Genomic DNA, 18175 nt, shown 5'->3' on the forward strand with positions numbered 1-18175 from the left:
GGCGCGGGAAAGCGGTCGAGGTTGACTAAGGTCGTGGACGTGCGGGCCCGGAGGTCCGGCTCCGACGTACCCCTTGGAGGCTGGAGATGAGCGGCGGGCTCTACCGCAGCGCGAACGCGCACCGCGGCGGCCGGCCGCCGAACGACGGGGCCACCTTCATCTCCGCCGAGCCGCTGAACCAGCCGGGCGTCGAGGCCACCGCACCACCGCAGGAGGTGGTCACGGAGACCAGCGCCGCGGCGAACAGCGCGGTGATGGCGATCGGCAGCCTGGTGAGCCGGGGTACGGGCTTCATCCGCAACCTGATGATCGGTGCCGCCCTGGGCAACGCGGTCGGCAACGTCTACACCACCGCCATCTTCCTGCCGAACCAGGTGTACGAGTTCCTGCTCGGCGGGGTGCTCACCAGCGTGCTGATCCCGGTGCTGGTCCGGCGCCGCAAGATCGACCCGGACCGGGGCGAGGCGTACGCCCAGCGGCTGCTCACCCTGGCGGTGCTCACGTTGGCCGCCGCCGCGCTGCTGGCGGTGCTCTCCGCACAGGTGCTCACCGCGATCTACGCCTCCGGCAAGGACGACACGTACAAGGGGCTGGTCAACGACCTGTCCTACCTGATGCTCCCGATGCTCTTCTTCACCGGCTTGAGCGCGCTGATCGCCGCCGTGCTGAACACCCGGGGGCACTTCGCCGCACCCATGTGGGCGCCGATCCTGAACAACCTCGTGGTGATCGGCATCTTCGGGCTGTACATCGCCGTATACGGTGCCAAGCCGTTGCAGCCGGGGCAGATGACCCCCGGTCGGATCCTGCTGGTCGGCGGGGGCACGCTGCTCGGCGTCGCGGTGCAGAGCGCCGGCCTGCTGCCGGCGCTGCGCAAGGTGGGCTTCCGGTGGAAGTGGCGGTTCGACTTCCGCGAGCTGGGCCTGCGCGAGCTGGGCCGGCTCGGGGCCTGGATGTTCTGCTACGTCGGGGTCAACCAGCTCGGTCTCTTCGTGGTGGTCAACCTGCTCACCCGGGCCGCCGGCAAGGAGAACGCCGGCCTGCTGATCTACAACAACGTCTTCCTGCTGCTGATGATGGCGCACGGCATCATCGCCGTATCGATCATCACCGCGCTGATGCCCCGGATGAGCGCCGCCGCCGGCGAGGGCCGGTTCCGCGATGTCACCGCCGACCTGTCCCGGGGCACCCGGATGGTCACCGCCGTGCTCGCCCCGGTCGCGGTCTGCTACGCGGTGCTGGCCGGCCCGATCTCGGTCGTGATCTTCCGGTACGGCGCGTTCACCGGCGAGAACGCGGTGGCCACCTCGACCGTGCTGCTGGTGGCGGCAGTCGGCCTGGTGCCCTTCGCGATCAGCCAGCTCTTCACCTTCGCCTTCTACGCACTGCCGGACACCAAGACGCCGGCCCTGGTCAACATCCCGGTGGTGGCGCTGCGGGTGCTCCTCCAGATCGGCCTCTTCCTCGGCTTCTCGGCCACCTTCGCCGCGGCCGGCATGATGCTCGGCAACGCGATCTCGTACGTGGCGGCGGCGGTGATCTCGGCGATGCTGCTGCGTCCCCGGGTGGGCCGGATCGGGCTGGGCGAGATCATGCGGACCATGGGCCGGGTGGTCGTCGCGGCGCTGGGCGCGGCCCTGGTCGGTCTGCTGGTGGTCAACCTGCTGCCCGGCGACCCGGCGCACCTGAGCTGGGTGGCCGCCGCGGTCCGGCTGCTGGTCGGCGGTGCCGTGATCGGCGCGACGTACGTCGGGCTGGCCACCGTGCTGCGGATCGGCGAGATCACCGAGGTGGTCGGCATGGTGCGACGCCGGCTCGGTCGCTGAGCCGCGCCGATGACAGACGGTGAACGACGATCACCAGCCTGGGGATACGGCTGTGGATAACTCGAAGTTTCGCCGCTGGATGACCCTCTCGGCCTGTGGACAACCAACCGTAAGGACGAGAGCGACCGACCGAACCGGGGACTACCTGTCCCCGGAGCCGCCGGCTGCGGCACCGGCTGACCCGTGCGCCGACTACTTGCCGTCAACCTCTAGATTGGCTGGTGCGTGTGCTGGCGACGGCTGCGGGACGATGTCGTGACCGGCCGGCGCCGTGGTCGCTGGCTTCCCACCGGCCAGGGCGGGAAGATGACATGTCGAGGAACCGGGCATCCCGGGTAAGGTCGCTCTCGACGGGTACGGCAGGCGTCGACACCAGCCCGCCGGTTGCTTCAAAGGCAGAGCGGACAGCCACATGCCCAGCAGCACGGGTCCATCGATCGACACGATCACCGAGGGAGGACGGGTGACCCAGGTCGGCGAGGGTCAGGAGGCGGAGGAGACTGCCCCTCCGGTCATGACCTTCGGTGCTCCCACGGCCGGTGAACTCCTTGCCGAGCGGTATGAGCTGGTAGAGCACATCAACAACGACAGCGCGGGCCGGCTGGTATGGCGGGGGGTCGACGTCGTGCTGCGCCGCCCCGTCGCGGTGGTCCTCCGCTACCCGGGCGGCGACTCCGCCACCGAGATGCTCCAGGCCGCCGTCGCGGCGAGCCGGGTGATCCACCCCAACCTGGTCGGCGTCTACGACGCGATCGACGAGGCCGACCGGGCGTACGTGGTCCGCGAGTGGGTCGACGGCCAGTCCCTGCGGGAGCTGGTCACCGCCGACGGGCCACTCGATCCGGCACGGGCGACCACCATCGGCAACGCCGTCGCGAGCGCCCTCGCCGCCGTGCACGCCACCGGCATGGTGCACGGCAACGTCCACCCCGGCACCGTGATGATCAGCGACGACGGCCGGGTGGTGCTGGCCGACGCGCGCACCGACGGCGACGACAGCCAGGAGAACGACGTCCGGGCGGTCGGTGGGTTGCTCTACTACGCCCTGACCGGGCACTGGCCGCACGGCGAGGCCCCACTGCGCGGCGCCACCGCCGGGCACGGCCGCGCCGCGATCCCGGACGCGGTCCGGGACGCCAGCGGCGCGATCGCCGCGCCCCGCCAGGTACGCGCCGGCGTGCCGGCGTACCTCGACGACCTCACCATGGACCTGCTCGACACGGAGATCGCTCCGCCGTCGTCGGACGTGCTGTCGGCCGAGCTGAGCCGACTGGACGTCCCCGCCGACGACCACTACCTGGAGCCGACCGGCCCGCTGCGGTTCACCGCCGAACCCGGTGAGGAGCCCTCGCCGCTGGCCGCCTCCGGTGGCCGCAAGGTGGCCCTGGGCATCGCCGGGCTGTTGGCGGTGGCCCTGGTCGGGCTGCTCGTCGGGATCAGCGTGCTCAGCGGCGACGACAAGAAGGGCCCGGGCACCGGGCAGGCGGGCAGCCCGTCCAGCAGTGCGCCCGCCACGGACGGGTCGACCCCGGCCGCCGCGCCGGCCCGCAAGCTCAACATCGCGGACGTCCGGATCATCGACCCGGACAGCCGGGACCGCGCCGAGGTGCGCAACGCCGAGAAGGTGATGGACGGCGACGAGGACAAGGGCTGGGAGACCCAGACCTACAACGCGGCCAACTTCAGCAACTTCAAGCGGGGCATGGGCGTCTGGATCGACCTGGGTGCCCCGCACAACGTCAAGTCGGTGCAGGCCGTCCTCTCCGCCACCGGCGTCACCGCCCAGCTCCTCACCGGCACGCAGGAATTCCCGCCCACCTCGGCCGGCGACAAGGACCTCGTGGCGAGCTACCTCAAGACGCCGATCGGGCAGCCGTACGAGAAGCACGACGGCACCAAGATGATTTTCGACGGGTTCGACCCCGAGCAGAAATACCAGTACCTGCTCTTCTGGATCACCGAGCTGCCGAAGAAGGACTCCGGCTCCGGCTACAAGGTGGGCGTCCAGGAAATCACGGTCACCGGCTCGTGAGCCGCCCGCCGCGCCTGACGCACCGCAGCTCCTGGGCGTGGTGACGGTGGGGCGCGGCGGGCGTACGCTCCGGCCGGCGACCGGGGACGGCTCCCCGGCCGGGGCGTCCGATCTCGACCTGCTCCGGGCCCACGTCGCCGGCGACCGGGATGCTTTCACCGAGCTGTTCCGCCGGCACCGGGACCGGCTCTGGGCCGTGGCCCTGCGCACCCTCGGCGACCGCGAGGAGGCGGCCGACGCACTCCAGGACGCACTGCTGTCGGCGCATCGGGCGGCGGCCCGGTTCCGCGGCGACTCGGCGGTGACCACCTGGCTGCACCGGATCGTGGTGAACGCCTGCCTGGACCGGGTGCGGCGGCGTCAGGCGCACGCCACGGTGCCGCTGCCGGACGGGGTGCACACCGACGGGGAGCCCGGCCGGCACACCGGCGGGGTGGAGCCGGTCGCCCCGACCCGCGACCACGACACCGCCCTGGTGGTCCGGCAGGCGCTCGCCGAGCTGCCGGTCGAGCAGCGGGCGGCGCTGGTCCTGGTGGACGTGCAGGGCTACCCGGTGGCCGAGGTGGCGAGAATCCTCGGCGTGGCCGAGGGGACGATCAAGAGCCGCTGTGCCCGGGGGCGGGCCCGACTGGCCGTGCTCCTCGGGCATCTGCGTACCGGCTCGGAGGAGGTCGCGGAGGTGCCCCGCGTCACCGGAGGGAACCGCCGGCCGGCGGAGGGCGTCGGATCGACGTCGGGGTGGTCCCGGCGGGACGCCAGCCAGGAGGACACGTGACTTCCCGGGAGTTCAGCGAGGTCGACCACGACCTGCTCGCCGACTACGTCGGCGGGGCGCTGGACGGCACCCCGGAGCGGGCGACCGTCGCCCGGCTGGTCGAGGAGGACCCGGCCTGGGGCGACGCGTACGCCGCGCTGGCCCGGGCGATGGACCTGGTCCGCGCCGACCTGGCCGCTTGGGCGACCGGCCCGGCACCGGAGATGCCGCTGGCGGTGGCGGACCGGATCACAGCGGCGCTCGCCGGGGCCGGGCCGGTCCCGGTCGACGACGACGCCCCCGTCGAGCCGACGGCTGGCGAGGGGCACGCGTCCGGCGACCTCCGGCGTACGGGGTGGACGCCGCCGGCCCAGCCGGCCGGGCCGGCCGGGCCACGGGCCGGTGGGGCGAACCGGCCGGGCCGCAGCACCGGACCGGGCCGGCGCTCCCGGCGCTGGGTTCGGATCGCCGGCCCGGTCGCGCTGGCGGCCGCCTCGGTCACCGCGGTCGGGTTCGGGGCGAGCAGCCTGATCGGCGCGGGCCGCAGCGACAGCAGCGTGGCGGCCGACAGCCTCCCGGCCGCCGGCAGGGGTCAGGAGGGTGCCCCGGCCCCGCTGGGCACCGCTCCCGTCCGGACCACCGGGCCGGTCCTGCACAGCGGCACCGACTACGGCCCGGAGCAGCTCCCCGGCATCCCTCACGCGCTCTTCGCCGACCCCGACGGCGGGCGGGAGACCACGGGGCCCTCGGCGGCGCAGCGGCTCTCCGCGGCGGCCGGCCTGGACCGGCTCAACCGCCCCGAGGCGCTGGAGTCCTGCCTCCGCTCGATCAGCGCCGAGCACGCGGGCGGGCCGCTCACCGTCGACCTGGTCGACTATGCCTCCTTCCAGGGAAGTCCGGCGCTGGTCGTCACCTTCCTCGACGGGACCGGTGAGCGTTGGGCATGGGTGAGCGGCCCGGAGTGCGGGGTGCCCGGATCCGAGGCAGACACCCGCTTCCGTACGCGGGTAGGGTGAGGTCACCGGTTTCCGGGCGTGTCCCGCCGCGTGACGTGACCCACCAGATGACCGGCTCGGGAATCCCCACTTCGTACGATGACGTTCTGCAAGTCAGGCGCCGACGTCGCTGAACCGTCGGCACTCGGGATCGGCATCGTCCCGGCGTGGGTCAGCCGGAGCAGATGACGAACACACACATCGGGAGACGGCAGTGGACGAGGTCCGCAACCTGATCATCGTCGGCTCCGGGCCGGCCGGCTACACCGCGGCGGTCTACGCCGCGCGCGCCAACCTCAAGCCGCTCATCATCGAGGGCGCGCAGTCCGGTGGCGCACTGATGACCACGACCGAGGTGGAGAACTTCCCCGGCTTCGCGGACGGCATCCTCGGCCCCGAGCTGATGGACAACATGCGCAAGCAGGCCGAGCGGTTCGGGGCGGAGTTCCTCACCGACGACGTGACCCGGGTCGAGCTCAAGGACACCGGCGAGGTCGGCTCGGACGCGGTCAGCACCGTGTGGGTGGGCGAGACCGCCTACCACGCCAAGGCCGTCATCCTCGCCACCGGCTCCGCGTGGCGTCCGTTGGGCGTGCCCGGCGAGCAGGAATACCTCGGCCACGGCGTGTCGTCCTGCGCCACCTGCGACGGGTTCTTCTTCCGCAACCAGCACATCGTGGTGGTCGGGGGCGGCGACTCGGCGATGGAGGAGGCGAGCTTCCTCACCCGGTTCGCCGAGTCGGTGACGATCATCCACCGCCGGGACTCGTTCCGGGCCAGCAAGATCATGGCGGAGCGCGCGCTCGCCAACGACAAGATCAAGGTCGAGTGGAACACCGTGGTCGACGAGATCCTCGGCGACGACGGCAAGGTCAGCGGCGTCCGGGTCCGCAACGTGCACACCGGCGAGGCCAAGGTGCTCGACGTCACCGGCGTCTTCGTGGCGATCGGCCACGACCCGCGCAGTGAGCTGTTCCGCGGGCAGGTCGAGCTCGACGACGAGGGGTACGTGAAGGTGCAGGCACCGAGCACCCGGACCAACATCCCGGGTGTCTTCGCCGCCGGCGACGTGGTCGACCACACCTACCGGCAGGCGATCACCGCAGCCGGGACGGGCTGCGCCGCCGCGCTGGACGCCGAGCGTTTCATCGCCACCCTGCAAGGCTGAGAATTTTCGGAGAAACTCCCGGAGGAGGGGTCATAGTGGGAGCAACCAAGGCGGTCACCGACGCGAGCTTCGCCAGCGATGTGCTGAAGTCCGACAAGCCGGTCCTGGTCGACTTCTGGGCGGAGTGGTGCGGGCCGTGCCGCAAGGTGTCGCCGCTGCTCGAGGAGATCGCGGGCGAGATGGGTGACCAGGTCACCATCGTCAAGCTCAACATCGACGAGAACCCCGAGACCGCGCGGGCCTACCGGGTGATGTCAGTGCCCACCCTCACCGTCTTCAAGAACGGCGAGCCGGTGCAGTCCATCGCCGGTGCCAAGCCCAAGGGCGAGCTGGTCAGGCTCATCGAGTCGGCGCTCTGAGCCGACCGCGACGCACACGCGGAACCCCCGCTCCCGTATCCGGGCGCGGGGGTTCCGGCGTTCCCGGCCACGGCGCCGCTGACCTGAACGAACCCGGAGCCGGTCGGTGATCGGCACGGTACGCTCCGTAGGCGTCTCCAGCGAGGGAAGCATCTCCATCGGAGTCTCCGGCCAGCCAGTGTCCGTGCAGAGGGGGTCATCGTGCGTCCCATCCGACCCGGTGACCGGGGACCCGCGGTGGTCGAGATCCGTACCGTGCTCACCGGGCTCGACCTGCTGCCGGCGGACGGCCAGCGCGACGAGTTCGACGCCGAGACCGAACGCGCGGTCCGGGCGTTCCAGCAGTCCCGCGGGCTGAGCGTGGACGGCAGGGTCGGCGCGGAGACCTGGCGGGCGCTGGACGCCGCCCGCTGGCGACTCGGCGCCCGCACGCTGTACCACGCCGTACCCGAGCCGCTGATCGGCGAGGACGTCCGGTCGCTCCAGGAGCGCCTGCTGGAGATGGGGTACGACGTGGGCCGCGCCGATGCCACCTACGGCATCCGTACCGCCCGGGCGGTCGCGCAGTTCCAGCGGGAGATGGGGCTGAAACCGGACGGCACCTGCGGCCCGCACACCATGAACGCGCTGCGCCGCCTCGGCCGCAAGGTGGTCGGTGGACGCCCCCAGTGGCTTCGCGAGTCCGACGCCATCCGCCAGGCCGGGCCGACCCTGGTCGGGCGGACCGTGGTGATCGACCCGGGACACGGCGGCACCGACCCCGGTGAGGTGGTGCCCGACGGCCCGCTGCGCTGGACCGAGGCGGACATCGTGCACGACCTGGCCAGCCGGCTGGAGGGACGGCTGGCCGCGGCCGGCGTACGGGTGCAGCTCACCCGCGGCCCGTCACCGGAAACCTGCCTGCCGGACGCCGACCGCGCCCAGCTCGCCAACTCCCTCGGCGCGGACGTCTTCATCTCGCTGCACACCGACGGGCACGCCAACCCGGCGGCCAACGGCGTGGCCACCTACCACTACGGCACCGACAATGGCGTCACCTCGGCCACCGGCGAGCGGCTGGCCGGCCTGGTGCAGCGTGAGATCGTCGCCCGTACCGGCCTGCGGGACTGCCGCACCCACGCCAAGGCATGGGACCTGTTGCGGCTGACGAAGATGCCGGCGGTCCGGGTCGAGGTGGGCTACCTGACGTCGCCGGAGGACCGGGGCCGGCTGGTCGACCCCCGGTTCCGGGACCGGATCGTCGAGGCGATCGTGGCCGCGGTGCAGCGGATGTACTTCCCGATCGAGCGGGACGTTCCCACCGGCTCGATCGACGTGAGCGCGCTACGGGCGGTCGTCGTCGCGGGGCAGGGTGGCGGGCTGAGCCGGACAGTTGCGGACTGAACCGCTCTGCGGCCGCCTGTGCCGCTCGGTGGCGGGCCGCGGCGGGGGTCTCCCGACCGACTGTGCGCCCGGATGGCGCTCAGCCCATGGCGCGGGGTGGCGCTCAGCCCATGGCGCGGGTGGCTGGGGCTGGGCGTACCGGGCGGAGCAGCGTCTCCGGGCTCATCGAGCCGAGCAGCTTCTCCAGCGCGTACTCGACGTCGGACTTCCAGCTCAGCGCGGTACGCAGTTCCAGCCGCAGGCGCGGGTAGCGGGGGTGCGGACGGACCGTCTTGAAGCCCACCGAGAGGAAGAAGTCGGCCGGTGCGAGGCAGGCCCGGGTGGGGTCGTCCTCCGCGTCGTCGCCGAACTTCGCGTCGCCGAACGCCTCGATCGCCTTGATGCCGCGCTTGGTGAGGTCCCGGGCCACCCCCTGGACCAGCATCCGGCCCAGTCCGCCACCGGCGAAGGCCGGCACCACGTTGGCGGTCATCAGCAGCGCGGCGTCCGCGGAGACCGGCGAGGTGGGAAAGGCCATCGAGCGTGGGACGTACGCCGGTGGGGCGTACATGACGAAACCAGCGGGCATGCCGTCGACGTACGCGAGTTTGCCGCAGGAGCCCCACTCCAGCAGCGTCTGGGAAACCCAGGCCTCCTTCTCCAGCCCGGGGTCACCGGCGGCGCACGCCCGATCGGCGGAGACCGGATCCAGCTCCCAGTAGACGCATCGCCGGCACCGGCGGGGCAGATCCTCGAGGGTGTCGAGGGTCAGACTGACCAGACGTCGCGACATCAGCGCATCCCCACCATAGGCTCGGAGCCGAAACCGGCGCGGTGCTCGCGGCGCCGCCTTCCCTGCCCCCGACGAGCGATCGTACGCTCCCAGCCGACCGTACGGGAGAGGACGCGCGAACGCCCACCCCCGCCGGTGAGGTCCGGGATGTGGACGTTCACCACACGGTGACGCCTACTCTGGCCAGCACGGACTACGATCGACCAACCGGCGTCCCGCGCCGCCATGGTCGCCGGCATTGCGGGTACCACACCGGCGGGAGCCCCGCCGACACCCGATCGAGGTGATGTCATGACCGGCACGACGCTCGACGACTACACCGACCGGTACGCCCGGCGGGTCCGGGGGATGACCGCCTCCGAGATCCGGGCACTCTTCGCAGTGGCCAGCCGGCCAGAGGTGGTCTCGCTCGCCGGTGGCGCCCCGTACATCGCCGCGCTGCCGCTCGACGCGGTCGGCGAGATGCTCGGCCGGCTCGGCAGCGAGCACGGCGTCACCACCCTCCAGTACGGCATCGGGCAGGGCACCCTGGAGCTGCGCGAACGGATCTGCGAGGTGATGGCCCTCTCCGGGATCGACGCGTCGTGCGGCGCCTCACCGGAGGACGTGGTGGTCACCGTCGGCGGCCAGCAGGCGCTCGACCTGGTGGCCCGGCTCTTCCTGGATCCGGGCGACGTGGTGCTCGCCGAGGGCCCGACGTACGTCGGCGCACTCGGGGTGTTCCAGGCCGCCCAGGCCCAGGTGGTGCACGTGCCGATGGACGAGCAGGGGTTGATCCCGGAGGCGCTGGAGGCGGCCATCGCCGATCTGGCCCGCGCCGGCCGGCGGGTCAAGTTCCTCTACACCATCCCGACGTACCAGAACCCGACCGGCGTGACGCTCAGCGAGGAACGGCGCGAACGGGTGCTCGACATCTGCGAGCGGGCCGGCCTGCTGGTGGTCGAGGACGACCCGTACGGCCAGTTGGGCTTCGAGGAGGAGGCACCCGCGCCGCTGCGAGCCCGGCGGCGCGACGGTGTCTTCTACCTGAGCACCTTCTCCAAGACTTTCGCGCCCGGCCTGCGGGTGGGCTGGATCCTCGCCCCGCACGCCGTGCGCGACAAGCTGGTCATCGCCAGCGAGGCGCAGATCCTCTGCCCAAGCGGATACGCGCAGGCCGCCGTCGCGACGTACCTCGGCACCATGCCCTGGCGGGAGCAGCTCAAGGTCTATCGGGAGATCTACCGGGAACGCCGCGATGCCATGCTCGGCGCGCTGGCCGACCTGATGCCGGCCGGCACCACCTGGACCACCCCGGGCGGCGGCCTGTTCGTCTGGGCGACTCTGCCCGACGGCCTGGACGCCAAGGCGATGATGCCCCGCGCCATCGCCGCCCGAGTCGCGTACGTCCCGGGTACCGGCTTCTACGCCGACGGCACCGGGGTCGGCAACATGCGGCTCAACTTCTCCTTCCCCCCGCCCGAGCGGATCCGGGAGGGCGTCCGCCGGCTGGCCGGCGTGATGGGGCAGGAGATCGCCATGCGCAAGGTCTTCGGCGCGGTCGGCGGCTCGGGGCCGCGGCGCCGGCAGGGTGCCTCGGACGCGCCCGGTCCCGACTTGGCATGATTCCCGCATGGCCGTCAGCCCCGCCACCCAGACATTCGTGACCGATCTCGCCGGCATTGACCAGCTGCACGTGCTGGTGCTCGCCGGCGGACTCTCGTACGAGCGGGACGTCTCGCTCCGGTCCGGCCGGCGGGTGCTCGACGCCCTGCGGGCGGTCGGCGTGGAGGCCGAGCTGCGGGACGCGGACGTAGCTCTGCTGCCTGCCCTGACTGCCGATCCGCCGGACGCCGTGGTGATCGCCCTGCACGGTGCCACCGGTGAGGACGGCTCTTTGCGTGGGGTCCTCGACCTCTGCGACGTGCCCTACGTCGGCTGCGACGCCCGCGCCTCCCGGCTCGCCTGGGACAAGCCGTCCGCGAAGGCGGTGCTGCGCGAGGCCGGGATCCCCACGCCCGACTGGGTGGCCCTGCCGCACGACCGGTTCTCCGAGTTGGGCGCGGTGGCCGTGCTGGACCGGATCGTCGACCGGCTCGGCCTGCCGTTGATGGTCAAGCCGGCCCAGGGCGGCTCCGGGCTGGGCGCCGCGGTGGTCCGGGAGGCCGGGTCGCTGCCGGCCGCGATGGTCGGCTGTTTCGCGTACGACCAGACAGCGCTCGTGGAGCGCTATGTGCCGGGCATGGACGTGGCGGTCTCGGTGATCGACCTGGGCGAGGGCCCGCAGGCCCTGCCCCCGGTGGAGATCGTGCCCCGCAACGGCGTATACGACTACGCCGCCCGGTACACCGCCGGCCGGACCACCTGGCACGCGCCCGCCCGACTGGACCAGGAGACCACCGAGCGGGTCGCTGAGGTGGCCCTCGCCGCACACGGCGCGCTCGGCCTGCGCGACCTCTCCCGGGTCGACCTGATCGTCGACGCGGCCGGCCAACCGCACGTGCTGGAGGTCAACGTCTCCCCAGGGATGACCGAGACCTCGCTGTTGCCGCTGGCCGTCCAGGCAGCCGGGCTGGACTTCGGACGGGTACTCGGCGCACTGGTCCGCCGAGCCGCCGCCCGCCCCCGGTAGGACCTGTCCGGGCGGTTCGCCTCAGCCCGGCCGCTGCCCCGTCGTCGAATCGTCCGACGGCTCGGGGATCTCCCCGGCGGCCTCGATCACCGAGATCGTCTCCTCGTCGACGATCTCCACCTCCGCCTCCGCCGGCGCGGAGAGGCTCGATGGAGCCTGCCACTGAATCCGGGGCGGTTCCGCGAGCGGACGGCCGCCGAACTCGGCCAGCCACGCGGCGACCAGAGCCAGGTTCTCCCGCCACTGCGCCTCGGAGATCGGGGGCAGGATCGAGTCCCACAGGGACAGGAACGTGCCCCGCAGTTGCAGTCGCCCGTACGGCCGCGCGAGAAACCACATGTGCAGGTGCGCCGAGCCGTCACCCCAGCGGTTGACGTGCACCCGGGCGACGCCGTCCAACGAACGGATGGCGCGTTCCAGACGGACCGTCATCACGCCCAGCTCGGCCGCGAGCAGGTTCGGCAGATCGCCGAGATCAAGGTGGGATCGGGACTCCAGGATCAGCACCATCGGCAGGCCGGTGGGCCGGTCCATCGCGCGTACCCGCCACCGTTCACCGACCCAGATGTACGCCTCGTCGGGGGCACCGCAGGCGGTGCATTCCCGGTTTCCCTCGCCGCGGCGGGGCGGTTCGACCGGTACCGGATCGTCGAGCTGCTTGACCCGAAGGTCGCCCTCGAAGGGGAAGGAGGGCCATTGAGTGAAGTCCGGAACTGAGGGAGGGGTGTCCTGCACGACGCTGACCCTAGCCCAGTTGTCGATCCCTGTCCCTACCTCATTCGCCGTGCACCGAGCGCCCCTTCTCGGTCACGGCCAGGGTTATCCACCGGGTTGTCCACAGGCCGCTGAGATCGCCACCACACCGCGTCATCCACAGGTCAGTACGGGTTTCAGCACTCTGTTTCACGTGAAACGAGGCCGCCCTGTGGAAAACAGCTGTGGATAACCCAGAGTGGACGCCGCGCCCCGCGCCGTCCACTGATTGCGAACTCTTCTCCCTTAACGATCGAACCGATGATCGGCACCGGCCTCCGGACCCCCTTTTGCCGCTTGGCTGCCCGGATCCAGTCCACTCCGCCTTTCGAGGGCCCACTTGGCACCACGCGGTCCGCTCTCAGCATCACGGATGCTGAGGCGCGCGGCTGGCCGACCGGCCCTTGGGCGCGCCCGTTCCGGTTCGGCGCTCGGGTGGAGGTGGGCGGTTCGGCTTCCGCTGCCCGAGGCGGGCCAACACCGGTCGAATGGCGGTCGCGGGATAGGGCGGGTTCTCCGCCGGGCGGGACGGGTCCGGACGGACTGATCCGTCCTGGCGGCGCCGTGCGTCGTGAAGCAGCAGAGCGAGCGCCGTATGGCGTGCCCGACGTTGCCGGCTGTGCTGGCTGGCGATGCCGTCGGCAGGGTCGGTGCGAAGCCACGAGGGCCGACTGGTTGGAGGCAGGCAGCGGAGTGAGCCCTTCGCGCCATCCCTCTCATCCCCCGCGTACACCCGGTCTCAGCCCGCGGGCAACCGCCCGAGTGTTTCACGTGAAACAGGCCGTCTACTCGTGCTCATCCCCCGCCGCGAGGGCGTCAGTCGAGTCCGATCACTGCCGTGATGCCGCCCGGATGTCGTCCTGTGCCGAGCACTGATGCGCCGCCGAGCAGGCGGCGATTGGCGCGGGACCTCCCGGGTACGTACACGTCGAATCAACCGGCCTGCGGCAGGTTTCGCCAACGGGCGTGACTGATCGCGCCCCCGCCGCCGTCGATCCCAGCCTCGGAATTGGCGGCAAGGACCGCATTGGCGTTCCCCTTGACAGCCCCGGTTCATGTGAACCAGGGGAGTCTGTCGGCACTGTTTCACGTGAAACGGTCGGCCTGTTACGGCGGCCGACCAGTTCGAGGTGCCAGCCGGCGCGCCACCGCCCCAGAGCCTGAGCCGGTCGTCGGGACCGCCTGTCCAGGACGCCCGGTCGCCAGCGGCCAATCGCGCCCGCATCGTCAGCATGACAGGCGGAGATGGAATGGCCGCTTCTCGGTCGGCCAGCGGTTGGCCGACATCGGCTGCCTGGCGACCGGAGCCGGAGCGATCCTCGACCGTAGCCCCCACTCGACGCCGTCACTTCGGCCGCAGCCCTGCTCGGCACTGCCACTTCTACTGCGGCTCCTGCTCGCCGCCCTCGCTACTGCCACCCCGGTGCACCGCCGGCCAAGGCAGGACGGCGCGGCGCACCGGCCGGGGTCGAGTCGAGGGCTCAACGCGAGCGATCGTTCGCCGCGCTTCGGCTGGCCCCCCATCCGCCGCCGGCTAACGGCCGCCCCAATCCGGGTACGCGTCTGGTCTGACTCGCCTTGCGGCAGGATGGGGCTGTCGCTCGCTCGATCGACTCGCCTCGCGGCAAGATGGGGCTGTCGCCCACTTGATCGACTCGCCTCGCGGCAAGATGGAGCTGTCGCCCACTTGATCGACTCGCCTTGCGGCATCTTGTGGTCTCCAGGCCAAGCGAAACCGCAGTATGCCGCAAGTGGAGCGGGCCACCGACCACGCCGGACCACCGACCACGCCGGGCCACCCACCAAGCCGGACCACCGACCACGCCGGGCCACCCACCAAGCCGGACCACCCACCAAGCCGGACCACCCACCACGCCGGGCCACCGACCAGGAGTTGGGGGCCAGCCGGGCCGCCCCGGGTCCGATCCGGGGCGGCGGTCCCCGAGAACGACTCGACCGCGTGGCCCGCAGGGGACCACGCGGTCGATGGGACGGGCCGCTTTACTCCTCGGGCTGGTCCTCCTGGCCCACGCCGATGATCCCGACGATCCGCTCCAGGTCATCAACCGTCGCGAACTCGATGGTGATCTTGCCCTTTCGGTGGCCGATGTCGACCTTGACCCGGGTGTCGAACCGGTCGGCGAGCCGGTTGGCGAGGTCCGACAGGCCCGGCGCGTGTGGCTTCGGCCGCCGCTTCGCTGCCGGGGTCTGCGCCGGACCGTCGGCGAGCGCCAGCGCCACCAGTTCCTCGGTGGCGCGTACGGAGATGCCCTCGGCGACGATCCGCTTGGCGAGCTGTTCCTGGGCCTCGCCGTCTTCCAGGCTGAGGAGTGCCCGGGCGTGGCCGGCGGAGATCACCCCGGCGGCGACCCGGCGTTGCACCTGGGCGGGCAGGTTCATCAGCCGGATGGTGTTCGAGATCTGCGGGCGGCTGCGGCCGATACGGCGAGCCAGCTCCTCATGGGTGGCCCCGAACTCCTCCAGGAGCTGCTGGTACGCGGCCGCCTCCTCCAGCGGGTTCAGGTTGGCCCGGTGGATGTTCTCCAGCAGCGCGTCCCGGAGCATCGCGTCGTCCCTGGTGTCGCGGACGATGGCGGGGATGCTCTCCCGGCCGACCGCCTGGGCCGCCCGCCAACGCCGCTCGCCCATGACGAGTTCGAACTTCTCGTCGTCGAGCTGGCGTACGACGATCGGCTGGAGGAACCCGACCTCCTGGATCGAGACCTTCAGCTCCTCCAGGGCGTCTTCGTCGAAGACCTGCCGTGGCTGCTTCGGGTTCGGCACGATGGCGTCGACCGGGATCTCGGCGAAGCGGGCCCCGGGCACCGGGCTCAGCTGCGGCTCGGGCTCCACTGCCGGGGCGGCGGCAGCGGCTCCGATGGTGGCAGCCGCACCGGCCACGGGCGGGGCCGGAATCGCCGCCGCCGTCCGCTCCGGCTCGGCGGCCGCCGGGGCGCCACCCGCCACCGGCCCGGTCGGAATGAGGGCACCGAGCCCTCGGCCCAGGCCGCCACGAGGACGGTTCTTCATGCGACGCCTCCCAGCGACTTCTCCGCACTACGCATTCCGGCTCACCGGCTCCTTGACCCCACGCTCGGCGATCTCCTGGGCGGCCGCGAAATAGCTCGTCGCCCCCCGCGAACCGGGATCGTAGGTCATCACCGACTGGCCGTAGCTCGGCGCCTCGGAGACCCGTACGTTCCGGGGGATGACCGCCTGGAGCACCTTGTCGCCGAAGTGGTTCCGCACGTCCTGCTCCACCGCGTCGGCCAGCCGGGTACGCCGGTCGTACATGGTGAGCAGGATGGTGGAGACCTCAAGCCTCGGGTTGAGATGCTGACGAACCAGGTTGATGTTGTTGATCAGCTGGTTGAGGCCCTCCAGCGCGTAGTACTCGCACTGGATGGGGATCAGCACCTCCTGCGCGGCGACCAGCGCGTTGACGGTCAGCAGGCCGAGCGAGGGCGGGCAGTCGATGAAGACGTAGTCGAAGTGACCCGGGTAGGCGGCGATTGCGCGGGCCAGCCGGGACTCGCGGGCGACCACCGAAACCAGCTCGATCTCGGCGCCGGCGAGGTCGATGGTGGCCGGTACGCACCACAGGTTCGGGATGCCCTCGACCGACTGCGCCACCTCCTCCAGGGGCACGCTGTCGATCAGGCAGTCGTACACGTCGGGTACGCCGGTGTGGTGTGGGACGTTGAGCCCGGTGGAGGCGTTGCCCTGCGGGTCCAGGTCGACCACCAGGACCCGGTTCCCGTGCAGGGCGAGGGACACCGCCAGGTTCACCGTGGTCGTGGTCTTTCCCACGCCGCCCTTCTGGTTCGCGACGCACATCACCCGCGTCCGTGGGGGTCGAGGCATGTTCACCTCGCCACTGGGATTCAGGATCTGCACGGCGCGCATTGCCTCCATAGCCAACGGTGGGTCATCCTCTTCGCGCGTCGGGGTTTCACGTGAAACGTACGTGCTGGCGGGGGGTTCGGCACCATAGCCGTTGTCCGGTGGCGTGTCGGACGGCGGCACCACCAGGCCGGCCACCCCGTCCGCTGCGGCCGGCGGGCCGGGCTGCTGCGGTAGGGGCGAGCCCGGCGGCTGCGGCTCATAACGTGCGGGGAGCGCCGCGTTGCCGCGCGCGTGGGCCGGACGCGGACTGGCGACATTCGCCGGCCCGCCGGTCGGGTCATGCGGCTCCCGTGCCGGCGGTACGTTCGCCGGCACGGAGGAGGTCGGCCGCACGCCGCCCACGCCGGGCACGTCCCGAGATGCCGACGGATCGCCGTCCGCCGGGCTCGTGGCCGAGCCGTGGGACTCGTCGCCCGGCGGCCAGCCCTGGTAGTCGGTTTCACGTGAAACAGGGTCGGCGGCTGAGGGCCGTCCTCCTGGCCCGGTCACCCGCGGATCGTCGTACCTGCCGTCGTCATGCACCTGTCATCCCTGCCCGCTCCGGATGGTCGGTCCGCACCCCGTCGATCAGGCCCCACCCGCTTCCGGCGCGGCGAACGGCCCGGCGGGAATCGGTCGGGTCGGCTGCCGCCCGGCACCGCCGTTCCACATTATCGACGCGCGGCCAGCCTACGGCGCATGGGCGCGGCGGGTCCACGTCGGGTTCGAATCGGTCAGCTACCTCGCACCGGTTGACGACGGTCGGGCCAACAGCGCGGGAACACCTGATGGCGTCAGCGGTCCCGGCCGGGTCCGCCGCGGCGGCGACCGCCACGCGACCGCTTCGGCCCCTTCTTCCGCACCGGAGCGACCACCCGCTCCCGGACCACCTCGATCACCACGGCCGGCGGGTCGATGACGCCGACCCCGCACCGGTGCAGCTCCGGCTCACCGCCACCGAGCCGGGTCACCGCCCCCGCGTGCTCGGCGATCTCCTCGGCCGCCGACGCGCCCTTGAGCGCCACCAACCGCCCACCGGGCACCGCGAGGGGGAGGCACCAGGCGGCCAGCCGGTCCAGCGCGGCGACCGCCCGCGCGGTCACGATGTCGGCGCTGAGCGGCGCGGTGTCGCGCGTACCGGCAGCCGCCTCCTCCGCCCGCCCCCTGAGCACCCGGACCGTGCGGGTCAGGCCGAGCTGCTGCACCGCCTCGACAAGGAAGGCGGTCCGCCGGGCGAGCGGCTCGACGAGGGTGACCGTGAGATCGGGCCGGGCGATCGCCAGCACCAGACCGGGCAGTCCGGCGCCGGAACCGACGTCGAGCACGCTCGCGCCCTCGGGGATCCGCTCGGCCATCGCCGCGCAGTTGAGCAGGTGCCGCTCCCACATGCGGGGAGCCTCGCGGGGGCCGATCAGACCGCGTACCACGCCGTCCGTCGCCAGCAGTTCGGCGTACGCGGCGGCCAGGTCGAGGCGATCGCCGAACAGGGTACGCGCGGCCTCCGCCAGCTCGGGGGGCAGTGTCGCCGCCGCAGCAGCCGGCGGCTCCTCGGTCGACCGGGCGGGATCGTCCACGACGGACGGACCAGCCGGCGACGCGGGAGGCGGGCCGGCCGGGCCACGGTCGTCACCGGCGGC

13 protein-coding genes and 1 pseudogene are annotated in these 18175 nt (G+C 72.0%); 9 read left to right on the forward strand and 5 right to left on the reverse strand.

Annotation, left to right across the window (positions count from 1 at the left end; genetic code table 11):
• The first annotated feature begins 86 nt into the window (after positions 1-86).
• The 7 genes from murJ to GA0070604_RS31060 all read left to right on the forward strand — a co-directional run bounded on the left by murJ (position 87) and on the right by GA0070604_RS31060 (position 8517).
• Complete coding sequence (murJ, locus tag GA0070604_RS31030) at positions 87-1826, forward strand: murein biosynthesis integral membrane protein MurJ (protein ID WP_091126651.1); 1740 nt, start codon at positions 87-89, stop codon at positions 1824-1826.
• A 412-nt stretch (positions 1827-2238) separates the two neighbouring features.
• Positions 2239-3858, forward strand: a complete 1620-nt coding sequence (locus tag GA0070604_RS31035; protein WP_091126654.1) for a protein kinase family protein — start codon at positions 2239-2241, stop codon at positions 3856-3858.
• Between the two features lie 40 nt (positions 3859-3898).
• Positions 3899-4633 (forward strand): RNA polymerase sigma factor SigM, encoded by a 735-nt coding sequence (gene sigM, locus GA0070604_RS31040; protein WP_377593471.1) that lies wholly within the window; start codon positions 3899-3901, stop codon positions 4631-4633.
• Complete coding sequence (locus GA0070604_RS31045; RefSeq protein ID WP_091126657.1) at positions 4630-5628, forward strand: hypothetical protein; 999 nt, start codon at positions 4630-4632, stop codon at positions 5626-5628. Before sigM ends, GA0070604_RS31045 begins: the two co-directional genes overlap by 4 nt.
• A gap of 193 nt (positions 5629-5821) precedes the next feature.
• Complete coding sequence (trxB, locus tag GA0070604_RS31050; RefSeq protein WP_091126659.1) at positions 5822-6775, forward strand: thioredoxin-disulfide reductase; 954 nt, start codon at positions 5822-5824, stop codon at positions 6773-6775.
• Between the two features lie 35 nt (positions 6776-6810).
• On the forward strand, positions 6811-7134 hold the full coding sequence (gene trxA / locus GA0070604_RS31055) for a thioredoxin (protein WP_091126663.1): 324 nt from the start codon (positions 6811-6813) through the stop codon (positions 7132-7134).
• 201 nt (positions 7135-7335) lie between these two features.
• Positions 7336-8517, forward strand: a complete 1182-nt coding sequence (locus tag GA0070604_RS31060) for an N-acetylmuramoyl-L-alanine amidase (protein ID WP_091126665.1) — start codon at positions 7336-7338, stop codon at positions 8515-8517.
• A 103-nt stretch (positions 8518-8620) separates the two neighbouring features.
• On the opposite strand, the gene GA0070604_RS31065 is transcribed toward GA0070604_RS31060, so the two are convergent.
• Complete coding sequence (locus GA0070604_RS31065; protein ID WP_089004725.1) at positions 8621-9289, reverse strand: GNAT family N-acetyltransferase; 669 nt, start codon at positions 9287-9289, stop codon at positions 8621-8623.
• A 291-nt stretch (positions 9290-9580) separates the two neighbouring features.
• Here GA0070604_RS31065 and GA0070604_RS31070 point away from each other — a divergent pair, with 291 nt between their 5' ends.
• Together GA0070604_RS31070 and GA0070604_RS31075 are read left to right on the forward strand one after the other, a co-directional pair.
• Positions 9581-10894 (forward strand): aminotransferase-like domain-containing protein, encoded by a 1314-nt coding sequence (locus GA0070604_RS31070; protein ID WP_091126668.1) that lies wholly within the window; start codon positions 9581-9583, stop codon positions 10892-10894.
• Between the two features lie 7 nt (positions 10895-10901).
• On the forward strand, positions 10902-11900 hold the full coding sequence (locus tag GA0070604_RS31075) for a D-alanine--D-alanine ligase family protein (protein ID WP_244162134.1): 999 nt from the start codon (positions 10902-10904) through the stop codon (positions 11898-11900).
• Positions 11901-11960: 60 nt separating this feature from the next.
• Here the strand turns inward: GA0070604_RS31075 and GA0070604_RS31080 are convergent.
• The 4 genes and pseudogenes from GA0070604_RS31080 to rsmG form a co-directional block, all read right to left on the reverse strand.
• A pseudogene (locus GA0070604_RS31080) lies at positions 11961-12635 on the reverse strand (hypothetical protein); the annotation flags it as partial.
• A gap of 2019 nt (positions 12636-14654) precedes the next feature.
• The gene (locus GA0070604_RS31085; RefSeq protein WP_091126672.1) at positions 14655-15683 is read right to left on the reverse strand and encodes a ParB/RepB/Spo0J family partition protein; all 1029 of its coding nucleotides are present in this window, start codon (positions 15681-15683) and stop codon (positions 14655-14657) included.
• Positions 15684-15710: 27 nt separating this feature from the next.
• On the reverse strand, positions 15711-17081 hold the full coding sequence (locus tag GA0070604_RS34060) for a ParA family protein (protein ID WP_091126675.1): 1371 nt from the start codon (positions 17079-17081) through the stop codon (positions 15711-15713).
• A gap of 251 nt (positions 17082-17332) precedes the next feature.
• The gene (gene rsmG, locus GA0070604_RS31095) at positions 17333-18112 is read right to left on the reverse strand and encodes a 16S rRNA (guanine(527)-N(7))-methyltransferase RsmG (protein ID WP_208602374.1); all 780 of its coding nucleotides are present in this window, start codon (positions 18110-18112) and stop codon (positions 17333-17335) included.
• Between the last annotated feature and the right edge of the window lie 63 nt (positions 18113-18175).

Source organism: Micromonospora eburnea, from assembly GCF_900090225.1.
Classification (GTDB): Bacteria; Actinomycetota; Actinomycetes; order Mycobacteriales; family Micromonosporaceae; genus Micromonospora; species Micromonospora eburnea.

What these genes read in the sequence shown, in the direction of transcription:
- murJ (WP_091126651.1), top strand. Translation starts at nt 87, where the DNA reads ATGAGCGGCGGGCTCTACCGCAGCGCGAACGCGCACCGCGGCGGCCGG.
- GA0070604_RS31035 (WP_091126654.1), top strand. Translation starts at nt 2,239, where the DNA reads ATGCCCAGCAGCACGGGTCCATCGATCGACACGATCACCGAGGGAGGA.
- GA0070604_RS31065 (WP_089004725.1), bottom strand. Translation starts at nt 9,289, where the DNA reads ATGTCGCGACGTCTGGTCAGTCTGACCCTCGACACCCTCGAGGATCTG.
- GA0070604_RS31070 (WP_091126668.1), top strand. Translation starts at nt 9,581, where the DNA reads ATGACCGGCACGACGCTCGACGACTACACCGACCGGTACGCCCGGCGG.
- GA0070604_RS31075 (WP_244162134.1), top strand. Translation starts at nt 10,902, where the DNA reads ATGGCCGTCAGCCCCGCCACCCAGACATTCGTGACCGATCTCGCCGGC.
- GA0070604_RS31085 (WP_091126672.1), bottom strand. Translation starts at nt 15,683, where the DNA reads ATGAAGAACCGTCCTCGTGGCGGCCTGGGCCGAGGGCTCGGTGCCCTC.